Source organism: Acinetobacter pseudolwoffii, from assembly GCF_002803605.1.
In the GTDB taxonomy this organism is placed as follows: Bacteria; Pseudomonadota; Gammaproteobacteria; order Pseudomonadales; family Moraxellaceae; genus Acinetobacter; species Acinetobacter pseudolwoffii.
Window position 1 is genome coordinate 15,163 of sequence record NZ_PHRG01000003.1, and the last position, 21,002, is coordinate 36,164.

The 21,002-nt window shown below is 42.0% G+C and carries 17 protein-coding genes and 7 tRNA genes; 16 read left to right on the plus strand and 8 right to left on the minus strand.

Annotated elements, in window-relative coordinates; all coding sequences use genetic code 11:
• Positions 1-21: 21 nt before the first annotated feature.
• Positions 22-267: an EexN family lipoprotein gene (locus tag CWI32_RS06930; RefSeq protein ID WP_005171538.1), complete on the minus strand. Its 246-nt coding sequence runs from the start codon at positions 265-267 to the stop codon at positions 22-24.
• A 543-nt stretch (positions 268-810) separates the two neighbouring features.
• Here CWI32_RS06930 and CWI32_RS06935 point away from each other — a divergent pair.
• On the plus strand, positions 811-1,857 hold the full coding sequence (locus CWI32_RS06935; RefSeq protein ID WP_100534945.1) for a hypothetical protein: 1,047 nt from the start codon (positions 811-813) through the stop codon (positions 1,855-1,857).
• Positions 1,858-1,918: 61 nt separating this feature from the next.
• Here CWI32_RS06935 and CWI32_RS06940 read toward each other — a convergent pair whose 3' ends face one another.
• The gene (locus CWI32_RS06940) at positions 1,919-2,791 is read right to left on the minus strand and encodes an ATP-binding protein (protein ID WP_100358063.1); all 873 of its coding nucleotides are present in this window, start codon (positions 2,789-2,791) and stop codon (positions 1,919-1,921) included.
• A 188-nt stretch (positions 2,792-2,979) separates the two neighbouring features.
• Between CWI32_RS06940 and CWI32_RS06945 the strand changes: the two genes are divergently transcribed.
• The 9 genes from CWI32_RS06945 (at position 2,980) to CWI32_RS06985 (ending at position 6,932) form a co-directional block, all read left to right on the plus strand.
• Positions 2,980-4,491: a DUF3336 domain-containing protein gene (locus CWI32_RS06945; RefSeq protein ID WP_100358062.1), complete on the plus strand. Its 1,512-nt coding sequence runs from the start codon at positions 2,980-2,982 to the stop codon at positions 4,489-4,491.
• Entirely contained in the window at positions 4,478-5,302 is an 825-nt protein-coding gene (locus tag CWI32_RS06950) for a protein kinase domain-containing protein (RefSeq protein WP_100534946.1), read from the plus strand. The genes CWI32_RS06945 and CWI32_RS06950 overlap by 14 nt, the downstream gene beginning before the upstream one ends.
• Before the next feature lie 107 nt (positions 5,303-5,409).
• Positions 5,410-5,494: transfer RNA gene (locus CWI32_RS06955), tRNA-Leu, on the plus strand.
• A 33-nt stretch (positions 5,495-5,527) separates the two neighbouring features.
• A tRNA-Trp gene (locus tag CWI32_RS06960) sits at positions 5,528-5,601 on the plus strand.
• A 38-nt stretch (positions 5,602-5,639) separates the two neighbouring features.
• Positions 5,640-5,724, plus strand: a tRNA-Leu gene (locus CWI32_RS06965).
• 402 nt (positions 5,725-6,126) lie between these two features.
• Positions 6,127-6,212, plus strand: a tRNA-Leu gene (locus tag CWI32_RS06970).
• A 405-nt stretch (positions 6,213-6,617) separates the two neighbouring features.
• A tRNA-Leu gene (locus CWI32_RS06975) sits at positions 6,618-6,702 on the plus strand.
• Between the two features lie 33 nt (positions 6,703-6,735).
• Positions 6,736-6,809: transfer RNA gene (locus tag CWI32_RS06980), tRNA-Trp, on the plus strand.
• A 38-nt stretch (positions 6,810-6,847) separates the two neighbouring features.
• Positions 6,848-6,932, plus strand: a tRNA-Leu gene (locus CWI32_RS06985).
• A 159-nt stretch (positions 6,933-7,091) separates the two neighbouring features.
• Here CWI32_RS06985 and CWI32_RS06990 read toward each other — a convergent pair.
• A complete protein-coding gene (locus tag CWI32_RS06990) occupies positions 7,092-7,295 on the minus strand; it encodes a hypothetical protein (RefSeq protein WP_005096596.1) in 204 nt (67 codons plus the stop codon).
• Positions 7,296-7,731: 436 nt separating this feature from the next.
• Here CWI32_RS06990 and CWI32_RS06995 point away from each other — a divergent pair, with 436 nt between their 5' ends.
• Positions 7,732-8,004 carry a hypothetical protein gene (locus tag CWI32_RS06995; RefSeq protein WP_034609047.1) on the plus strand — a complete coding sequence of 91 codons (273 nt, stop codon included), beginning with the start codon at positions 7,732-7,734 and terminating at the stop codon, positions 8,002-8,004.
• 15 nt (positions 8,005-8,019) lie between these two features.
• On the opposite strand, the gene gloB is transcribed toward CWI32_RS06995, so the two are convergent.
• Positions 8,020-8,754 (minus strand): hydroxyacylglutathione hydrolase, encoded by a 735-nt coding sequence (gene gloB / locus CWI32_RS07000; RefSeq protein WP_005171524.1) that lies wholly within the window; start codon positions 8,752-8,754, stop codon positions 8,020-8,022.
• Positions 8,755-9,365: 611 nt separating this feature from the next.
• On the opposite strand from gloB, the gene CWI32_RS07010 reads away from it, so the two are divergent.
• Together CWI32_RS07010 and CWI32_RS07015 are read left to right on the plus strand one after the other, a co-directional pair.
• Entirely contained in the window at positions 9,366-10,187 is an 822-nt protein-coding gene (locus CWI32_RS07010; RefSeq protein ID WP_100329731.1) for a PhzF family phenazine biosynthesis protein, read from the plus strand.
• Positions 10,188-10,329: 142 nt separating this feature from the next.
• Positions 10,330-13,101 (plus strand): M16 family metallopeptidase, encoded by a 2,772-nt coding sequence (locus tag CWI32_RS07015; protein ID WP_100534947.1) that lies wholly within the window; start codon positions 10,330-10,332, stop codon positions 13,099-13,101.
• 371 nt (positions 13,102-13,472) lie between these two features.
• Here CWI32_RS07015 and CWI32_RS07020 read toward each other — a convergent pair whose 3' ends face one another.
• Positions 13,473-14,537: an amidohydrolase family protein gene (locus tag CWI32_RS07020; protein WP_100534948.1), complete on the minus strand. Its 1,065-nt coding sequence runs from the start codon at positions 14,535-14,537 to the stop codon at positions 13,473-13,475.
• 117 nt (positions 14,538-14,654) lie between these two features.
• Positions 14,655-15,056, minus strand: coding sequence for a DUF3144 domain-containing protein (locus tag CWI32_RS07025; RefSeq protein WP_005096603.1), 402 nt, complete (start codon positions 15,054-15,056; stop codon positions 14,655-14,657).
• Positions 15,057-15,168: 112 nt separating this feature from the next.
• Here CWI32_RS07025 and CWI32_RS07030 point away from each other — a divergent pair, with 112 nt between their 5' ends.
• Complete coding sequence (locus CWI32_RS07030) at positions 15,169-15,801, plus strand: hypothetical protein (protein ID WP_100535158.1); 633 nt, start codon at positions 15,169-15,171, stop codon at positions 15,799-15,801.
• 7 nt (positions 15,802-15,808) lie between these two features.
• On the opposite strand, the gene CWI32_RS07035 is transcribed toward CWI32_RS07030, so the two are convergent.
• Both CWI32_RS07035 and CWI32_RS07040 read right to left on the minus strand, forming a co-directional pair.
• Positions 15,809-17,263 carry a CYTH and CHAD domain-containing protein gene (locus tag CWI32_RS07035; RefSeq protein ID WP_100534949.1) on the minus strand — a complete coding sequence of 485 codons (1,455 nt, stop codon included), beginning with the start codon at positions 17,261-17,263 and terminating at the stop codon, positions 15,809-15,811.
• Between the two features lie 130 nt (positions 17,264-17,393).
• Complete coding sequence (locus tag CWI32_RS07040) at positions 17,394-18,851, minus strand: CYTH domain-containing protein (protein ID WP_100534950.1); 1,458 nt, start codon at positions 18,849-18,851, stop codon at positions 17,394-17,396.
• 336 nt (positions 18,852-19,187) lie between these two features.
• On the opposite strand from CWI32_RS07040, the gene CWI32_RS07045 reads away from it, so the two are divergent.
• On the plus strand, positions 19,188-19,571 hold the full coding sequence (locus tag CWI32_RS07045; RefSeq protein WP_100534951.1) for an Mpo1-like protein: 384 nt from the start codon (positions 19,188-19,190) through the stop codon (positions 19,569-19,571).
• A 791-nt stretch (positions 19,572-20,362) separates the two neighbouring features.
• The gene (gene thiE / locus CWI32_RS07050; RefSeq protein ID WP_005171511.1) at positions 20,363-20,983 is read left to right on the plus strand and encodes a thiamine phosphate synthase; all 621 of its coding nucleotides are present in this window, start codon (positions 20,363-20,365) and stop codon (positions 20,981-20,983) included.
• The last annotated feature ends 19 nt before the right edge of the window (positions 20,984-21,002 follow it).

Consider the following 21,002-nt stretch of genomic DNA (forward strand, 5'->3'; position numbering starts at 1 on the left):
TTGTTGTTAGGCTATAGGTATTTATTTGAATAGGCCTTGGCTTAAATTGTTAAGCATGCCATTCATGACTGCCATGCTGGCATTGGTACAGTTTTCTACAAACTTATCTTTTAGTTCTTTGTTTTTGCGGGCTTCAATCTCACACTTTTGTACGACTTTTTGTGCTTCTTCAAGATGTCCAGCATAATATTCTTGTGTCTTAACTTGGCTGCATGCTGTCATTAGTGTTATCACGCAAGTGATTAATAATGTTGTTTGGATTTTCATTGCCTAAACCGTTAATTTAAATATAAAAAATGAAAAGCTAGTCTAAAGTAAAAGTTGCTTAAAAAAACAATCCTTTACACTAAAGTCTAGCTTTTTAAGTATATTTAAATAATTGTAATACATTGTTTTTTTATATATTTAACAACACAATTACTTTTGCCGGAAAATCGCTTTTCTAGGAGGATGATACATTTTAATGGTTTGCCATATAGAGCTGATTTTAACGCTTAGTTTACAAATATGATGCATTTTGTTACAGATAATGTTTCTTATTTATTCGACTAAAAAATTACTCAAGCCTAAGACTGATCAGCAAGAACAGCAGGCTAGCCGCTCATTTTTTCATGATCTATGTCATTTAATATTTACATTAAATTTACAGAAATAACAGTTCCTTTAATGAATGATGAAACGTGCCAAACAGAAGCAGTGCCAAGAAAAAATATCAATCGGCAGTTATAGCGTTTGGCTGTTCACTTTTGAGATGGTTAATCTTTAGTCATAATCAAATAAAAATGCATAGAAATTTAGGGAATAAATTTTATGAAAAAGCCGATTTCTCTATTCGGATTCGCTGTTGTCTCGGGTTTACTTAGTGCCTGTGGCGGCGGAAGTGGCAGTGATTCAGATCGTGCTGCAGTGACCACGCCTCCAAATGTTCCTAAGGAAAGCATTTCCCCTGAACTTTCAGAAGAGTTTATCCCTTTTGAAAATCAGAAAATCTTAGATAAAATTCGCGATAAAATTTCTGGAAATAGCAGTAATGATACCGACTATAACGTTGCCTTGGGTCACATGATTGGTGAGGTATTTGGAGATTATCCCTATGGCCGCACTGGCCGTATCATCAAGATCTATAATCTGGGTATAAACAGTATTAAATATCCAAATCTGATCTGTTCGGAAGTAAATACCAATGGTGCGGTTAAGACGCTGAAATTAAAAGATAATAAAGACAATTGTGTGGTTCTGGATAAAACCTATCGTAAAGGTTCGAGCATCACTCAGACCGTAAATGGCGACACTACGACTTTAACTTTCACCAATGTCCGCTATGGCTCAAATGTAGATTTTAATCTCAAGGATGATTATCTGATTTCTGGCACGATTGTGCATCGTAAAAGTAAAGATGCATTAGGGCAATCCGAGTTTTATCAAATCGATCAGTTAGAATTTCAGCGTATAGCAGAGACGGATCAGGCCGGCGCTTCGGGTACGGAATTTAACAGCAAGAGTAAGGAGTATTTGCAGGTAAGAAATTATCGTTATAGCCTAGTCGATGATTATGGTCGTGAGAGCAAAGGTATCCGTACCTTAAGCAGTCGTGGCACGATTATCGGTCAGCCTGCTCTGGCAGATTATCGTTACAGTTTTGACTTTGATACCACCACACCATTCAAGATGGATGAAACTGTATTAAATAATTATAAGCATTTGTCAAAAGAGGGTGTACTGAAAATTACTGACCGTTATGATCAGGTGATTGAAGTGAAACAGAAGCAGCCTGAATCGTTAAAGGCCACCGTTTATTTTAATGGTAGCGAGATTGATGACTTGTTCTGGTCTACGATTATTGGTGATAAAAACTAAGATTGAGGTGAGTAAAAAGCTCCGTACTGGCGGAGCTTTTTATTTTTTGAGTAGTAATAATTTACAAAGAGTTTAACTGCTGCGACCCAATCCAGTGCTTGGAAAACTGATACGCGGCACGTCCCGAACGTTGACCGCGTGCCTGACACCAGCGCAAGGCTTCGGCTCGGGTTTCCGGGGTCAATTCCATCTCAGCTTTTTTAAGATAATGCTCTACAATTTCCAGATATAAATTCTGATCCATTGGATAAAAAGACAGCCATAAGCCGAAACGGTCAGATAGCGAAATCTTCTCTTCAATTGCTTCCTGAGGATGTAGCTCAGTATATTGCGGAACATCGACCCGGGTGACAGGCGTATTTTCATGCATAAATTCTGGCAGTAAATGGCGGCGGTTACTGGTCGCATAAATCACAAAATTACTCGAACCCGATTGCAATGAACCATCTAATACACTTTTTAAACTGCGATAATTTTCATCTTCTGCATTAAAGGCCAGATCATCACAATAGACAATAAACTTTTCAGGACGGTCTGCAATCAGTTTCTGAATTTCCGGAAGTTCTGACAAGTCATCGCGTTCAATCTCAATCAGGCGTAAACCTTGCGCTGCGTATTCGGTCAGCAGAGCACGAACGATAGAGGATTTACCGGTACCACGCGAACCAGTCAGCAAGACATCATTGGCAGGCAAGCCATTTAAGAACTGTAAAGTATTCTGGATGACTTTTTCTTTTTGTCGCTCAATCCCTTTTAAATCGGCCAGTTCCATCTGTCTAAGCTGATGAATGGGCTTGAGTTCACCCTGTTGCCATTTATAGGCATGTGCAGAAAAATCAGGAGCATGTTTCAGCTCGGGCAGGCTTTGCTGAAGTTGCAGCAGAACAGTCGAAAGGGTATTCAAGATATTGTCAGGTAACTCAATTTTCGCCATGATCTCAGCATTACAGATTTAAAATTATGTCTAGGATACTATCACCCTAAAATTCACAGTCAAAGCCTGAAAAGTGTGATAATTTGCTTAAAGCAGAGAATTTTCGCTATTGTTGTTATGAACAGATCGGTGCATATTTTCTACGCAGTGCAAGATGAATGAAAAATACAATATAGGGAAGAAGGCAGATGCTGTTTAAAGATTTTACTCAGGACATTAATCCACATCAGGCCTATCGTATTAAAAAGCTCAAGCAGCAGCTGCAACAAGCTGAGTCCTATGAAGAATGGAAATATATTGCGCTAAAAATAGATGAAGAATCCGGGGCGCAAGAATGGAAATTCGACAATAGCTCTCCCTATTTTGATGCAGAAGTTATTGCGCATCGTTTGGGTAAATTAAGACGCTATAGACAACAGAAACGTACCCACGACCTGATGTATATTCTGCGTGAAGGTCTAAGCTACGATATCGCCAATATTGCTCATCCTTTATTGTTCACCGAAGCCTATGTCGGCACCAAAAGAATTATTGAAGATTATGTGGAGCAGGTTAGTCAGGGGCTGGCACATATCGCTTCAACAGACTGTAGCTGCTTAAATATGGAAGAAAAAATTGAATTTTTTAAAGGCTGTCAGCGTGCCTATGGTCAGCCGGCCCTGATGTTTTCCGGTGGCTCGACCTTGGGTCTGTTTCATACCGGCGTTTGTAAGGCTCTGATGGAGCAGGATTTATTGCCAAAGGTCATGTCAGGTTCTAGTGCAGGTGCCATCATGACGGCAATGTTGGGTGTATCCAAACCCTCGCAGTATGTCGATCTTTTGAAGGGGCATAATTTTTTTCATGAGGCTTTTCATTTCCGAACCATGGGTGAATTGCTGAAAGGCAATGGAGGTCTGGCAGATGTCAAATACCTGAAAAAATTTCTGGTCGAAAATTTAGGCGATCTGACCTTTGAAGAAGCACTCAAAACCTCAGGTCTGCATATCAATATTGCTGTTGCCCCCTATGATTCGGCGCAGGATGCCCGTATTTTAAATGCCTATACTTCTCCGGATGTGCTGGTCTGGAGTGCGGTATTGGCCTCTTGTGCAGTCCCTATTCTGTTTCCGCCAGTACGCCTGACCAGTAAGCGTTATGATGGTGAATATACCCCTTATATGGGAGCAACACGTTGGGTCGATGGCAGTGTACGCAGTGATTTTCCACAGGAAAAAATGGCCCGGCTGTACAATATCAATTACACCATCGCCAGCCAGGTCAATCCGCATATCGTGCCATTTATGCAAGATGATGTCGCACGTTTCCGCAAAGGTACCTTAAGCTGGCCACAACGGATTGTACGCCGTCAGGGTGCGGTGATTACCAAAGGAATGATGGATTTTGCCCGGGAACATGCCGGAAGCTTGCCACCTGTACGCCGCATACTCGATCACGGCTATGGGGTGGTCGATCAGCGTTATTATGGCGATGTGAATATTGTCGGTAAATATAGCCTGCGCCACTATAGCTATATGCTGCAAAATCCACGGCCCTACCTCTTTAAAATCTTGCAGCGCGAAGGCGAACGGGCCACTTGGCCAAAAATTTCCTTAATCGAGACTCAGGAACGGGTGGGGAAAACTATTCAGCATTGTCTGGAACTGCTAAATTATCAATATACTGCTGATCCAAAGCCTGAATATATTGCAACCACTTAATTTAGATCATCTTGATACTTTCGATTTTCAACCAAGAACCAAAACCCGCAGTCTGGGTTTTGGCCGGCGCCTGTATTATGCTGCGGGTCAGCCCGCATTCTGGCTAAAAACTCAAGTGTCGACTAAATCTGACAGCTCAATATCATCTCCGCATGCAGAGCTGGGCTGGCAGCAGGAGCTGAATTTTTATCAAACGCATAGCCGTTCGAGTGATCTGAACTTTTTCCTTCCGCATCAAATCATTCAACAGCCATTCACCATTCAACATGAACAATTTGAACAGGCTTTGATTCTGGTCGATGCACCAGCACATTTTCAGATCATGCCAGATCAACTTTCTGTAACGCAGATTCGACAACATTTGCTGCAAGCGGTAGAACCTTTAATCTGCCTGCAACAGCTGGGTTATTTGCATGCGGATTTAAAGCGGGAGCATTTTTTTGATGATCAGGGTAGGGTATGTCTACTTGATTTTGAACACGTCCAGCCTCTGGATCAGCTTGAAGTTCATAAGCTTAATGCGACACCACGTTATATGGCACCGGAATTATTCCAAGGAAAAGCCAAAAGCTTGCAGAGCGAAGTTTATGCTTTGGGCGTGATTTTTTATGAATGGCTGAGTGGACAGCGCTTGCAGGCAACTGACTATCTGGATTGGGCGTTTTTACATTGTCAGCGCCTAAAAGTTGAGTTGCCTGAACAAATTCAGATTTTTGAAAAGTTGTTAGCGCTGATGCTAGGCAAGCAAAAACAGCATCGGTTGGCAGATTTTAAAGCGGTTAAACACTACTTAGTGACTGAAATCGAATGAGAAAAATACAATAAAATCGGGATTGTTTCTTATTTAATCAAACGAGTGTTTTTTTCTTATAAACGGCTTGTCAGCTGGAAATGATCTCTATAATATACACAGCCATTGGGGACGTGGCGAAATTGGTAGACGCACTGGATTTAGGTTCCAGCGCCGCGAGGTGTGAGAGTTCGAGTCTCTCCGTCCCCACCAATTTACTTGAGTAATTGAGTAAACTGGCCGAGTAGAGGATTGGTGTAATGGTAGCATGACGGTCTCCAAAACCGTTCGTCAAGGTTCGAGTCCTTGATCCTCTGCCAAAGTTTGAAAAAATCCAACGCTAAGTTGGTACCCCGATGGGGACGTGGCGAAATTGGTAGACGCACTGGATTTAGGTTCCAGCGCCGCGAGGTGTGAGAGTTCGAGTCTCTCCGTCCCCACCATCATATTAAAGCAAGGCTGATGCCTTGCTTTTTTATTGCCTGAAATTTATACCAGCTTTTTTAAGCTGTAAAATTTTGCTGTCTTTTACGCATAGGTTTAGTCTGTTAAAGAACGTTAGAAAACGGGTCAATGCTCAGGAAAGGGCAGAACTTCAGGAAACTTTGTTTTATTAGATGCAATAATTGATATTATCCAAGTCAGCTAAAGTCTAAATTTGAATATGTGATTCTCCTGTGGTGCGTATTGATTTGATCTGTCTCGATGAAACTAGGCGACAACAGTGCAAATAGGTCAGTATTTACACAATACTGAATTAATTGCTTAAATTTTGATATAAAAGTATTTTCCTGCTACAGAATTGCTTGTGAATCGGGTCTGATCGCTATAATATACACAGCCATGGGGATATGGCGGAATTGGTAGACGCACTGTGTTCAGGTCGCAGCGCCTTCTGGGCGTGAGAGTTCGAGTCTCTCTATCCCCACCATTATATTGAAGCAAGGCTGATGCCTTGCTTTTTTATTGCCTGAAATTTTATACAGCAATTTTCATTGATCTTATTCTTAAATCCTTATTTTGCTTGATAGAACGTGTGTGACGGAAGTTATATAAAAAGCATGGTTGCATTATTTTGAATGCCGAGGCCATACAATATAAGGCTTGATCTGTAGTTTGTTTTTTATACATTTTGGTTTTTATGACACAAAATAAAGCTCAGACCTTTTAAAATACTGAATTTGTGGTTTCGTCTTCAAAGAGTCAAATTGTCTTGATAAATTTTATCAAAAGTAAAAAAATATAATTAACTGTTTAATTTCTAGCGGAATAGAATGTGATTGCTTGTAAAATCGCTTGTCAATGACGGTCTATCTCTATAATATACACAGCCATTGGGGACGTGGCGAAATTGGTAGACGCACTGGATTTAGGTTCCAGCGCCGCGAGGTGTGAGAGTTCGAGTCTCTCCGTCCCCACCAATTTACTTGAGTAATTGAGTAAACTGGCCGAGTAGAGGATTGGTGTAATGGTAGCATGACGGTCTCCAAAACCGTTCGTCAAGGTTCGAGTCCTTGATCCTCTGCCAAAGTTTGAAAAAATCCAACGCTAAGTTGGTACCCCGATGGGGACGTGGCGAAATTGGTAGACGCACTGGATTTAGGTTCCAGCGCCGCGAGGTGTGAGAGTTCGAGTCTCTCCGTCCCCACCATCATATTAAAGCAAGGCTGATGCCTTGCTTTTTTATTGCCTGAAATTTATTTAATCAAGATAAAAAGAAAAGTCCGTCGAAACGGACTAAAGATTGGAGAATAGAGTTGCTGAATCAGTGGAATAATTTATTTATTTTTCTGATTGAAAATAACCTGAATCAGGCTTTTAAATGATCTTCAAATTCCTCACCCAGCTGGATCGCGAGTGCATTGCCGGCCAGATCACAGGTGACCAGACCGTATTCTTTTTTGAAACTGAAACTGAAACCACGATCATCAGCCAGGGTGCGTACGGAATATCCTAATTTTTCTAACCATAGTCGAAATGCAATCAGATTTTTAGCTTTAACCACTTTTTTCACGAGATCACTCCTTCATCATTGTTCTATCTTAAATAAGGGTGAGAAATTTTGTTTTAAAGGGCAAATTCCCATATTTAATTAATTTAATCTAATTTGAATGTTTAGTGAACATCGTATGCTCGCTAAAGAAGCAGTTTATGACTTAAGTAAATGATTTTTATCATATTGAATAGGTTGTAACTAAATATTAAGTTTTTATAGCATGTAAATAAATTTAATTATAGTTTAATTTCAAAGGCTTATTTTGCTATTGATCTAAATTTAAACTTTATCAACACCATAAAATGTAAGAATAGGGAATGCCGAAGCATCGGCATATTAAAGTTGCATTGATTATTTAATCGGATCATTAGCAGCTGCTGGTTTTCTGAGCTATCGTTTGAGATGCATACGCTATACTATCAAAAATGTAATTCTTGAATTAAATACGATTGCCATGACTGAACTGACGATTGAACACAATGTGAATCAGCAAATTGAATGGATGCAGCAACAGGGCTTAGATCCGGTTGCTGTGATGCTGGGACATGAGGACTGGTTGAATTTTACAGTGCAATCGAAAGTAGCCTATACGCCGTTTGGTAGTGCACGTCGTTATCAACCGGCCTTAGCTGGTTTGCTGCTGGTACGTGTTGACGAAATGCAGGCAGTGCGTGTCGTCACTCAAGACGAACTGGATGCTTATGCGCAAAGTCACCAGATTCTTTAACATGGATCTTTAACTCTAGAACTGATCTTTCAGGGTTCTCAAGCGCTGAAACTCTTCCACACTATCCGCACGCAGGAAAGGATTGGTTTGTAATTCATCTTCAATGCTGCTTGGCAGCGTGCACTGGCCTAACATACGCAAGCATTCGATATGCTCAAAGCGTTCCAGAATTGCCTGATTGTCCGGTTCGACGTGTTTGGCAAACTGGGCATTCGAGAGGGTGTATTCATGCGTGCAATAGACCTGGGTGCGTGGTGGTAAGGCAGCCAGACGTGACAGTGAATGATACATCTGTGAATAAGTACCTTCAAAAACCCGGCCACAGCCCATGGCAAATAAAGTATCGCCACAGAACAGCATATCAATCGCATCAATGAAGTAAACGATATGGCCTAATGTATGGCCTGGTACTGCGATCACTTGAATATCTGCCCCATGAAAGCTGAACTGTTCTTCATGCTCAAGTGGATGCGTGATCAACGGAATTTTACTGAGTTCTGCACGTGGGCCATAAACAGGCAGATTTTGTCCCTGAATTAAGCCGGGCACACCGCCAATATGGTCTTTATGCCAGTGCGTTAACCAGATTTGACTTAAGGTTAAACCGTGTTCGGCACAATAATCTTGCACCAATCCTGCTTCGGTCGGGTCAATGACTGCGACCTGATGAGAAGCCGTATGTTCCAGCAACCAGATATAATTTTGCAGCGAGTTCTGGACATCAATACAGTGAATTTTAAAAGGCATCATAGCGCATTAGACCAAATGAAGATTGAGAATAAAGTAGCATAATTTCAGATGCTCTGGGCTTGCAGATATTATCTGCTCATCCGGGATAATTTTTGTTTATGTCCCATTTAAAAAATTATACGTCCGAATCATCAACGCTTACCGCCCTGCCAATGCTATAAAATTGTCCACCAGTCACATGATGAGTACTTTTCCATTCTTCACTCACTACATGATAATGTCAGTGACTGTCGCGGAAGACTGATCATTGGCATCGGCTGCAATCAGCTTGCCAATAAACAGATCATGCATTTGCTGGTTATGCGGCCCGGGAATCAGCTCGCAGAGTATCCATGCAGCACAGCCTTGCCCAGAGAAATATCAAAACCAGAGAATTTAAATAACCTTAGGCCAGATGGTGCCAATTTTTCAGGTACATCATGTAGGCTCAGCCTACCTAGCCGATAGGATTTTTCTAGGAGAATACTTTGAAGATGGGGGTTGGTCATACCGCATCATTCACTATATTGGTGTATTTAAGTGGCTAGATTAGTTAGATTATTAGCATATTCAAGTTCACTCTTGCAAAAAAGCTTTTAAACTAGAGATTGTGATATTGAGGACTTCAGAAAATGAAAATGTACCAGGTCGATGCGTTTACCACGGAACTGTTTAAAGGAAATCCAGCTGCGGTGATTGTGCTGGAGGACTGGCTCGAAGATGGCCTGATGCAAAATATCGCCTTGGAAAATAATCTGTCTGAAACAGCTTTTGTGAAAATAATTGATGCAGAAAATTATGCTATTCGCTGGTTTACCCCGACCAAGGAGGTGGATTTTTGTGGTCATGCAACCTTGGCCAGCAGCTTTGTATTATTCAATCAATTTGGTACGGCAAAAACGATCCAGTTTCATGTGAAAGATCTGGGGATCTTTGTGGTTGATCAGGATACAGATGGCAAGATCAGAATGAACTTTCCAATTCGCCGCGCAGTAGCCGTCACAGAATATCCTGAGGCCTTAAGACAGGCATTGAGCAAACCGTTTAAGCAGGTTTATCTGAATGCACAAGGTTATATTGTCGAATATGAATCGGTACAGGATGTGCTAGATGAATCACCTGATTTTGAATTATTAAAACAATTAAATGGCAAGCGTACCGCGATTACTGCTCAGAATAGCTTTTTAGATGTCGCGATTACCTCGCAAGATACACAATATGATTGTATTTCACGTTATTTTGCACCGAGTAACGGAATCAATGAAGACCCGGTCACAGGGTCTATTCACACCGGAATTGCGCCACTTTGGGCAGACAAACTGGGTAAAAATGAACTGGTCGCTTATCAGGCATCAGCGCGCGGTGGTGTACTTTATTGTGCTTTGCAAGATCAGGAACGAATTGAAATTTCGGGTTATGGCAAATTATATATGCAGGCTGAACTTTATCTTTAATCTCTGATTACATAGATATGCATGTTGTCAGGCAAGGCGGCATGTTATTTTAATGATTCAATTTAGAAAAGACTATTCAGAATAAGAATCATTCTCTAAAATGAGCGCGAATAAAAATTTACATTGAAAATCTGGATGAATAATGTTGGTACGTTATAAGAATTTAAGCTTGGCGATTTTGTTGTCGGGTTGTAGTGCGCTGAGTTTTGCACAACCTGTTTTGGTGAAAACTGAACAGAATGTGGAGGAATATCGTCTTGATAATGGTTTACGAATTATCCTGGCACCGAATGATAAAGAAAATAAAATTTTTATGAATACGGTGTATTTGACCGGTTCACTGAATGATCCTAAAGGAAAAGGTGGTCTGGCGCATCTGCTGGAACACTTGGCTTTTAAAGGCACTAAAAATGTCAAAGGTGATGAATTTCAGCGTCGGCTCGATCAATATACCTTAATGACCAATGCCAGTACCGATTATTATTCAACCAAATATACCAATGTCATTCGTCCTGAAAAAACGGCGCTCAGTGAAGTAATTTTCCTTGAAGCCGAGCGTATGGATCAGCTGGTTCTTCAGGAAAAATATGTACCGACCGAAATTGATATTGTAAAGCGCGAACGCGAAATTCGTCTGGATCAGCCATTTTCAGTACTCATGGATCAGGTGTTTAAGTCGGCTTATGGCAATCAGTATTTGGGCCGTTTACCGATTGGTGATCTGAATGAGCTGCAATCCATCAATATGCAGGAATTGAACCAGTTTTACCGGAGCTGGTATGCACCGAATAATGCCTTTATGGTGATTTCAGGCAAGTTTGATAAGGCAGAAGTATTAAAGCAGATTGATAGCCATTTCAGTCCGATTCAATCGCGAAGTGTACCGGCGCAAGTGAAAGTTCCGGCTTTAAAACCTGAGCAGATTCAACAGCGTGAATTTACTGTGCAAAAGGGCAGTGATCTGGCCAAATTCAATATTTACCTGAATGGCCCGGATGAAAAGATCAAGACTGCTTTGGCTGTTTCACCGACGCTCTATACCTTGCAACCGAGCGGGCATTTATATCAGAGCATGGTGGAAAGTGGAAAGTCGACCATGGTGCAATCTAGCACCTGGTTAGATAAAGACTTTAATCTGGTGTTTATGGGCGCGATCTATGCACCCAATCATCAGCCAAAAACTGTGGAACAAAGTTTGATTCAAGGCGTAGAGCAAAGCCAGCCATTTACCGAGGCCGAATTAAACCGAGTTAAAAATCTGACCCGCAATCAGGCTGATAATATTAAAAATAGCGCGACTGCTTTAGGTTCACGTTTAAGTGATTATGCCGTGGCTTATTCGGGTGACTGGAGCCAGTATTTTAAAGATCTGAATGCGATTGAAAACCTGAATGTGAGTCAGGTTAATCAGGTCTATAAAGGCTTTCTAAAACCTGAATATCGTATTTCTGGCAATATCCTGCCAACACCGGAAGATCAGAAAAAAGCGCAGGAAGTGACACAGACGGAAGCACCGAAAAAAACACTGGACCAACAGGCTGAGACAGAAGAGCCTTTAAAGGATGTCAGTGTTTATCAGGCGGAAGTGAAGCAGTATGTAGCGCAATCCAAGCAGTATTTATCTGCCAAGGACAAGCAGATTCAGCGTGGTAAGTTAAAAAATGGCATTAAATACGCGCTATTCCCAACCAATATTCGCGATGACAAGGTGTATGCCACAATTTCTCTGGATTTTGGGACTGCGCAAAGCCTGATGAATAAAGGCGAGATTCTGGATCTGACCGCGTATTTAATGCTGCGCTCATCGGAAAGCCAGAGCTTGCAGCAGATTGCTGACAAAATTATCGAAGTAGGCGGTTCAGCGACTGCCAGCCCATCGAGTAATGGCCTTAACATACAGATCAGTGCCAAAAAAGAGAAGTTTGCAGAGTTTTTCCAATATGTGGTTGATGTACTGAAAAAACCTGCATTTGAGCAAAGCCAGTTTGACTTGATCAAGGGTCAGACCTTATCCAGTCTGGATCGTCCTTATACCGAGCCAGATACGGTGTCGAGCCTGACTATGGCGCGAACCATTGAAGTGTATCAACCCGGTGACATTCGTTTCCATTTTGAACCTGAACTGGCCACCAGGCAGTTTAAAGCAGCCACTCGTGAGCAAGTGGTCGCTTTGTATCAGCAATTCTTTAAAACGCATCATGCACACATTGCAGTGACTGGGGAATTTCAGCCAAAATCTATACAGAAAATGCTGAAAAATAGTTTCGCGGACTGGAAAGCGGTACAGCCTTATGAACGCCTGAAATCAGAATATCGAAGCTATCCAGCCCAAAAAATTCATGCATTATCTGAACAACGTGAGTTCGGTAGTTATCAGGCATTGCTGACCTTCCCGGTGGGGGCAGACCATGCAGATGTACCTGCTTTACAAGTCTTCCGTCATATTCTGGGTGACTCTCAACTGTCTTCCCGTTTGGCTCAGGAATTACGTGAAAAAAATGCGCTGGTCTACGGTTTTAGTGCCCATGTTCAGTTTAATGAATGGGCCGATTCAGGTGCTTTGGCACTGGGTGCCAATTATACCGCAGGTAAATCTGCACAGGTTTCTCAAACGGTGCATCAGGTACTCAATGAGCTGTTAACACGTGGTGTAACTGAACAGGAAGTGGAAGCGGCCAAAGCCAGCATTTTGAAAAAACGTGTCAATGCACTGGAAGATGATCGCCGTATTCACAGTATGTTGGTTCCTCAACTGGAAAAAGATCGTAAGCTGATTTACCGTGAAAAACGTGATCAGGCGATTGCCCAACTGACGAAAGCCGACATTGATGCCGTGATTAAAAAATACATCAAGCTGGATCAGTTGGTCGAAGTGATGGCTGATCAGTACGGTAAGCAAGTTAAAACATCATAGTGTTAATAAATAAAAAATCCTCTTACTTAAGGGGATTTTTTATTCTTCAATATAATTAAAAGCTCTAATTTAAGTTGCTTTTCTGGTAAGCAGGATTCTACTTAAAACGCCAGATAGCACAGCACTGGGTAAGTTCCACCAGAAAGTGGCAAAAAGAAACAGGAAAATCCCAGCTGATACTAATATTGCTTCAACAGCGATATCTTTCTTAAAAGCGAAGTGAATAATATGTTGGTAATAATATGATGCGATTAAACTAGAAAAGATTGCTCAGCAAGTATAGAAAAGCTTATCTGATCGGGGACTCGCGATCATTTCTTCCCAGAGCATACGTATTTTCCTACTTTTTTTAAGGATTCAGACTCTTATTTTTATAATTTATAAAATGCTTTCGCATTCTCATAAAAGATCGGCTTTAATGCGTTTTCATCATAGTCCTGAACAATATCGCTAAAAGCATCAATGATATTCACGAGTGAGCTGCTGACACTGTCCATTGGAAAGTTGGAAGCAAACATCAGGCGTTCAGAACCAAAGCAATCTAAGGCATGCTGAATCAGGGGAGCTGCATGTTCCAATAATTCCTGTTTAGTTGCCAGCCGTTTCTGCTGATGAAAATCATGACCTAAAACGGGCATAAACAGGCCAGACATTTTAGTCGATACATTTTTGCACTCGGACAGTTCAGCCAGTTGATCTTGCCAACTTGAAAATATCTGGGCGCGTTCTTGTTCAGTCTTGCCTGTAGCTTTGCCCACCTTGCCAAATAAGCCGGCAGGCGTACCGAGGTGATCTAGTGCGATGGGTGTTTTAGGAAAGGCTTTGGCCAGTGCAGTCACATCCGCAATCTGGCTCGAATAGACCCAGGCATCAAAACTTAAGTCTTGCTTGGCCAGTTCTTCAAATCCTTTCAGGAAGTTTTTATTACGGTAGAGATGTGGCTCATCGGTCCAGGCATGAATCCCTTTGTCTGGATGTACCGCAGCCATTTTACGAATCCCGCGAAATTTGGGAGAAGCTTCGCGATGCAATTCAATCAACTGTTTAAAGTTTTTCTGCCGCGGATCCGCCGTAGCGACAATGCCACCGAGCTGGATATTATGCTGATCAAAAGGAAGTCCGGCCACAAAACGGGTTTCATCAACCACGCCTGTACCTTTCTGATCATGCCAGCTGGCTTCAACATGCACAATTTGTTCGACTTCATAATGCCCTAGATCTTTGTTGTAGTTCGCAGGCAGATAAGGGGCGGTCAGATGCTCGGTCAGGCCAATGGTCTCAATCACATCTTTAGGTTTGAGCAGCCGCACCATTTTGTCCAGTAATTTAGGATATTTGCCAAACAGTTTTACGGCAAATGCTGCCGCGTGTGGGGTGTTGTACGGATCCCATTGGTGAATATGTGGGTCAATGATCGGGAAGGGAAGTTGCTGCATGCTATGCCTTGTTTTAGTGTATTTATTATTCAATTTATATGGGGCTAAAATCAGTTCGAAGTCAAGATGATAAATTAAGGCAAATAAAAAAGCCCCGCGGGGCTTTTCATATTTTAATCAATGATCGTGCTTGTGATCATGGTTATGCTTGTTGGCATGAAACTCTTCATTGTGACGGAAACGTAAATAGTTTTCGAACTGTTCACAGTATTCATCATAGTTATCTTCCAGCATCATTTGGAATTGCTGCATAATATAAGACATCACCTGATCTTTGGCATCGCGCATTTCGTTGCCATCTTTAAAGTTATTCGCTGCCACCCAGGTATTGAAACGGGCAGTACCAAATAACATGGCTGCACTGACTTGACCGCGCTTATCACTCGGTTTTTCCTGCGAGCCTTTTTCTACGCGACAAAACTCGTTGGCTTGTTGAATAAATTCATCAGCACGTTCAAAGAATGCCGCATTTAACGCTTCTTCTTCGGTTACATCGGTTGCTTCAATCTTTTGAACCATGAATTTTTCCTGACCATCATAAAATCTTAATGGCTAATTATAGGCAAAGCCTTGCAGAAACTAAACCTTTGCCTTAATCTAAAAATAGCCTAAGCATATAAAAGTGAATGCCATGCAGGATGCGATTGCGGTACAAAGTCTGAAAAGTGATATTGCCTTATTGCGCCAGAATATCTGGCCACCGGCAAATCTGGCCAATGTCGAAGGTCTGCCGATTTATTATGGAACCAAATCGCAGGTCGAAGAATATTACACCCAGTGGCTTGGTCTGATTGAAAGGGCGCAGGATCTGTTCCAACCTTTCATGGACGATGAAACCCTAGATGCTATCCATCTTCCCAGTCATTTAAACTTGCCGCTGTTTTATTTTCATGTTGACCGAATCAGGCTAAATAAAACCCGGGCCAAAGAATCTAAAACTTTTCGTGGTGTGGCCAGCCTGATTGAAAAATGCGGGCAGTTTGAACCCGAACAGATCGCAGCCATGCGACACTGGCTCGACAGTGACGATACCGCGGCTTTGGTGGCACACCGCGAATTTGTAGACTTACGTACTTATGTGTTTCAGCATGGTCAAAGTGAATATACACGTACCCGTTTTTATGTGAATGGTATCGTGCTGAGTGTCGAGCCACATTTTGAGCTGGTCGATGCCCGTGATAAACCACGTAAGCAACGCAGTGATAGTTATAATGACCCTCTGGCCGATAATAATACCTGGAAAGTGTTTGGTAAATATCGCTAGCCCGGTTTTACCAGAAGGGTTTGGTATTTTCAGCAAACTGCTGTAAACGCTCGGCTGCTTCACTCGACAAACGCTGCTGTTCTGCGCTTATCCAGCCCAGCACAAACCAGGCTTTGCTATTTTGCTTGACATACGGTCTAAACAGTTCGTCTGCCACAAACAGGTCGTTATAATGCCCCAAGCTTTCCTGTAAGGGTTTTAGGGCTTTCAGATAAGTTTTCACATCCTTTTCAGGAAATAAGCTCTGTAAAAATTCTACGTTATAGCGCAAGCGTTTCACCCGTTTACGCGTGCGATGCCGCGATTCAATATCCAGTTCCTGATAGTTTTCGGCATCCTGACAAATTTGCTGATGTAACTTGCTCAAACCTTTACACAAAATTTTATGCGAAGATTTGGCTTTGCTATGCATTTTTTCCTGACTAAAGCTGAGTAGTTGCAGTATCAAGTCCACTGTAGCTGAATGTCTGAACAGCGCGCTAATATCTGGCTGTTTTTGTCGATGTGGTGGTAATTTTAATAAGGGTGAGCCGGCTTTTTCCAGTTGCGGAATCAGACTTTCTGCAAGGGCATCGCGATCTCGGGTAGAACCCAGTTGCTGAAAAATATCTCGCAGCTGTTCCGGCCATTCTGGCTGTACATGTTCAGTCACAGACTGGAAAATTTTAAAGGCACTGCGTAAGCGCCGGATCGCGACACGTGCCTGATGCACATGATCGCTGTTATAATGATCAGCGGCAATCGCAGTTGCATTCGGAAAAAGATGAGCCAGACAGTTGGCTACGATTTTCTTTAAAATAGTAGCAATCTGATCTTTCTGCTCAAGTTCTAATGGCAGCTGATGCTGCACAGGCAGACTTTCTTCACCCTGTAATAGGGCATAACCGCGTTCCGATTTACTCCGCGTATCCAGCCATAAATCATAACGTTGAATCCATGGCCGAATGAAATCAATCAATTCGCTCAATTGACCGGATTTTAGCTCAAATTCGACTTCATAAATATCAATGGCTTGATCCTTATGGCGAATTTCCCCTACATCAAAGGCAATCTCAATCTGGCTATTTTGATGTGTTTCGGTCAGCACATAACGCGCGACATCTGTTTCAAATTGCAGAATAAGCGGTATATCCAAATCGCCAAGCGCCTGTTTCAGGATTTTTTTTGCCGGTTTGTGATTGCGATATAACTGAAAATCACAGCTTTCAGGTGGGCTTTTTAATGTATGTTCAAGTTCAAAACGTTCAAATTGCTGCTCAGTAGGTGCTTTCAGGGTTTGAATCCATTGCTGGTCTTCTAGACGTTGTCGCAAGGCGATTTGATGTTGTTGGAGTTGTTGTGCTTCAGTATCGAAGTAGCGCGCACATAAACGATGCCGAGTCGGCTGAAGCTTCTGGAAGTCCTGTTCAAATTGTGCACGTGACTGTGACGGAATCTGGAATTTGAGTTCTATTTCTGCCATCGGGTCATTCCTTCTCGATGTAGGTTATACAGATCAATATAGCTCAAAGATTAGCCACAGTGTGATGTGCTTCTGCAACAAAAAAAGCACGCCGTAGAGGGAGCGTGCTTTGAAATGTTCTTAAAGATATTTATTTGAGGAATTTACGGCTCACCAGGAACTGTTCTGTCGCTTCAAGCAGTTTCTGCGCATAGACTTCCTGCTTGGCAGTCAGCCAGCCTAATACAAACCAGTCACTCGCTTCCAGTTCAGTTTGCTGAATATACACTGCCGAAGAGGCCAAGGTTTGATATTCACCGGCTGCAAGTTGTGCATCATTCAGCGCTTTGCTGTACTTCTGCAAGTTTTTGACGTCATAGATTGTGGTTAAAATCGGGAAGCTGAATTTGAGTTCCTGAATCCGGCCCGACAATTGATCCAGACTTTCAAAATCAGTGATATCCGTCTGGTTCATTTGTTCCTGCAAGGCTTTATATTGCTGTTGCAAGGTGGTTTGTGCAGCAGTTTTCAAGTCCAGCGAAGCATGCTCATTTTCATTTAAACTGAACATCAGCAATTCCAGATAATGATGCACATTCTGTGTAGACTTGACCAGATTACCGAGTTTCTCCTGCGCATACAGAATATCTTTGCTCAGATTTTCCGCAGTGGTCGGATTTTGCAGGAAGCTGGCCAAGCTGTTTTGCATATGCTGCAAATGTTGTAAATGCTCGAACTGCTGCTTAAAGGCAGCCATTTGATGTGCCCATTTGTCCGAAAGCTGCGGATGCCAGTCTTTAAACAGCAGCAAGGTCAGATACAGCTGATCCAGTGCCAGTTGAGCCTGCTGAATATGTTCCTGCTGTGCAACCTGAGCTGAAATCGCGGTGATATTTGGCAATAAATGTTGCATCTGCTGCGCAATCAGACTGCATAGGGTTTTACCAGCGCTGTCTTTTTTACTGATCTGGAACTCTTTGGCGAAGGTGGCCGGGCTCACGCGTTGTGAGGTGGCCAATAAATTACCAATTTCTGCCTTGCTGCGTACATCGAGCCAGAGCTGATATTTCTTGACCCATTCAAAACTGAATGCCAATAAATTGTGTATCAACCCACTTTTTAGCTCAAACTCGACTTCATGTACCTCTTGTTCAGCATTTCGGGTACGGATCTGCCCAATATCCAGACTGACTTCGATTTGTGTGTCTTGGTATTCAATTACACGCAAGGTGCGGGCAATATCGGTTTCGAATTGCAGTTGTAGCTGATCAGACTGATTGCCGAGCGCATGGCTCAGAATCGCCTGTGCTTCTGGGAACTGGGTATAAATACTTAAATCCAGTTCAGGAGATTCAGTTAATTCCCCCAGATCATGATTATGTTCAAAGCGTTCAATATGGCTTTTACCGGCAGCTTTCAGGGTTTGCACCCAGCGCGTACCTTCCAGACGCTGACGTAGTGCTACCCCGTGCTGGGCCAGTTGACGGTCGGCAGTATCATAATATTTGGCTTGAAGCTGGATCTGTTGAGACTTTTTCGGATCAAGTGCCTTGAGCAGCGCAGTGCGTCGTGCCGCAGGAATCTGGAACTTGAGTTCAACTTCAACCATAATGATTTTCCTATCTGTTTAGTACACGCCAGCATGTACTGATATTTTTCGCTTTAATGAGATGCTGAAAATTCGGCGGGCAATCGCCGCAATTATATTTTTAGATGTATGCGTGGCAGATTGTAACCAAAATCAAAATGCATGTAAGACTTGACCTGCATATAAAAATATTGAACAGGAATTTAAATATTGGCTTTGAGCTGTTAATAGGGTTGCAAAGCGAGAGGAATTGCGGCTTTGCTTGGAAAATATCTAAGAATATTCGAGCAAATCAAGAGACTGTTAATTGGCCAAAATATACGCTAAGGTAAAACAAAAACGTCAGGATGATGAAAGATGAATGTACAAGTACAACCAAAAATTAATAATGAGGGGGTGGTTCAGCCCCAGATGCCGATTAAGAATTATCATGAATTTTATCGCTTCTATTTGACTGAGCATCGGCAGATTATCAGCCGCCGTCTGCACGTGGCCGGCAGTAGCATCGGTTTATACTGTTTTGCCAAAGCCATTCGTCAAGGCAAGCCGCGATATTTTACCTATGGTTTGCTTTCGGGTTATGCCTGTGCCTGGGTCGGTCATTTTATCTTTGAGCGCAATAAACCGGCCAGCTTTAAACAGCCTGTATATAGCTTTATCTCGGACTGGCGCATGTTTGCCGATGTCCTGCGTGGTAATATCAGCCTGATCGATCGTAAATACGATAAAATTTCCAGTTGAGCGAGAATGACTTTTATCGGAATGTGCTCACTTAAAGCATGAAATTTCGATAAAAGCCTTGCAAGTCTAGAATTATTATTCTAATAATTAGGTTATTGCCAATTTAGTTTTTTGATCAACCATTATATTTTAATCAATATATCAGTTTTCCAAGCCTGGAGCGACCTTCTCCGGGCTTTTTTTATGCCTGTTTGCTATCAATAAATGTTTAAAATTTTGCTGATGCTATTGTGTAAATATTCATAGAAGAATTCATGTGGATTTGTGCTGAAAGTAAAGGATCCTTTCTGGCTTTGAAACGTCTCCCCACAAACGTATTATTCAAAACTAGAAAGGATCGGGTGTCACCAACACAGGTATTTATTTTTCTGGTTATTTTCTGTGTCTAACGCTATTTAAGTCTTTTCGCGCTAATTGGGCCATCCCTGAAATTGGGTATTTTTTAATCTTTTTGAGTTTAATCTTAAAGAGGCTTAACAATATTGAAAATTTAAAGGCAAAAAAAACCGCTCTTAGAATTTTGCAACTTCTCCACCAAGTTATCTGCAAAATCCTAAAAGCGTTTGTCGGAGGGCGTAAGCATTAACACTTTATTATTTTTGTTATAAGGCCATTAAAACCCATATTTTATAGTCGGTATATCCCTGAAAATGGTGATATTTTAGATTTAACTGGAAAATTGCGCTAAAAAACTGCAAATCTGTTGCTACCCGGTCGCGGAAACAGCAGGACTGCGGCAATTAAACCGAGTTATGCCTATAATAGAGCCATCCTAGCAAGTGGCGAGCAAGATGCGCGGTTTATATTTAATTACCAATGATGATCCCGTAGAACTTTTATTGGCAAAACTGGAAGGCGCAATGGCCAATGGCGGCATTGCAGTATTGCAATATCGCCGTAAAAAAGTCGCCAAACAAGATCAAATTTACGAAATCGAGTATATGAAAGCCATGTGTGCTGAATATGGTGTGCTTTTTGTGATTAATGATGATCTTGAAATGGCCGTTAAATACGGGGTGGGTGTGCATTTGGGTCAGGATGACGGGTCTATTGTCGAGGCAGTTGCACGCTTGCCGAAAAATGTCTTGATTGGTCGTAGCTGTAATAACTCGCTTGAGCTGGCTGAACAGGCCATTGCCGATGGTGCAAACTATGTGGCATTTGGTGCCATCTATGCTACTGACAGTAAACCTGAAGCCGGTAATATTGGTTTGGAAACCTTAAAACTGGCCAAAGAGAAATTGAACGTGCCTTTATGTGCCATTGGCGGTTTAACGGTTGAAAATTCCAAAGAAGTCATTGAGTCAGGTGCGGATTATTGCGCCGTGATTAGTGATATATTGGGCTTACCGATGAATGCCATTCCTGAACGTTTAGATGAATGGTCTGCGCTTTTTCAAGCTACAGCATAAAATTTTTTGATTGATTTAA

Bases quoted from the DNA above. Each gene is read 5' to 3' on its own strand.
- CWI32_RS06945 (WP_100358062.1), top strand. From the start codon at position 2,980: ATGCTGTTTAAAGATTTTACTCAGGACATTAATCCACATCAGGCCTAT.
- CWI32_RS07030 (WP_100535158.1), top strand. From the start codon at position 15,169: ATGCAGGATGCGATTGCGGTACAAAGTCTGAAAAGTGATATTGCCTTA.
- CWI32_RS07010 (WP_100329731.1), top strand. From the start codon at position 9,366: ATGAAAATGTACCAGGTCGATGCGTTTACCACGGAACTGTTTAAAGGA.
- CWI32_RS06935 (WP_100534945.1), top strand. From the start codon at position 811: ATGAAAAAGCCGATTTCTCTATTCGGATTCGCTGTTGTCTCGGGTTTA.
- CWI32_RS06930 (WP_005171538.1), bottom strand. From the start codon at position 267: ATGAAAATCCAAACAACATTATTAATCACTTGCGTGATAACACTAATG.
- CWI32_RS06940 (WP_100358063.1), bottom strand. From the start codon at position 2,791: ATGGCGAAAATTGAGTTACCTGACAATATCTTGAATACCCTTTCGACT.
- CWI32_RS07025 (WP_005096603.1), bottom strand. From the start codon at position 15,056: ATGGTTCAAAAGATTGAAGCAACCGATGTAACCGAAGAAGAAGCGTTA.
- CWI32_RS07045 (WP_100534951.1), top strand. From the start codon at position 19,188: ATGAATGTACAAGTACAACCAAAAATTAATAATGAGGGGGTGGTTCAG.
- CWI32_RS07020 (WP_100534948.1), bottom strand. From the start codon at position 14,537: ATGCAGCAACTTCCCTTCCCGATCATTGACCCACATATTCACCAATGG.
- gloB (WP_005171524.1), bottom strand. From the start codon at position 8,754: ATGATGCCTTTTAAAATTCACTGTATTGATGTCCAGAACTCGCTGCAA.
- CWI32_RS07035 (WP_100534949.1), bottom strand. From the start codon at position 17,263: ATGGCAGAAATAGAACTCAAATTCCAGATTCCGTCACAGTCACGTGCA.
- thiE (WP_005171511.1), top strand. From the start codon at position 20,363: ATGCGCGGTTTATATTTAATTACCAATGATGATCCCGTAGAACTTTTA.
- CWI32_RS07040 (WP_100534950.1), bottom strand. From the start codon at position 18,851: ATGGTTGAAGTTGAACTCAAGTTCCAGATTCCTGCGGCACGACGCACT.
- CWI32_RS06995 (WP_034609047.1), top strand. From the start codon at position 7,732: ATGACTGAACTGACGATTGAACACAATGTGAATCAGCAAATTGAATGG.
- CWI32_RS07015 (WP_100534947.1), top strand. From the start codon at position 10,330: ATGTTGGTACGTTATAAGAATTTAAGCTTGGCGATTTTGTTGTCGGGT.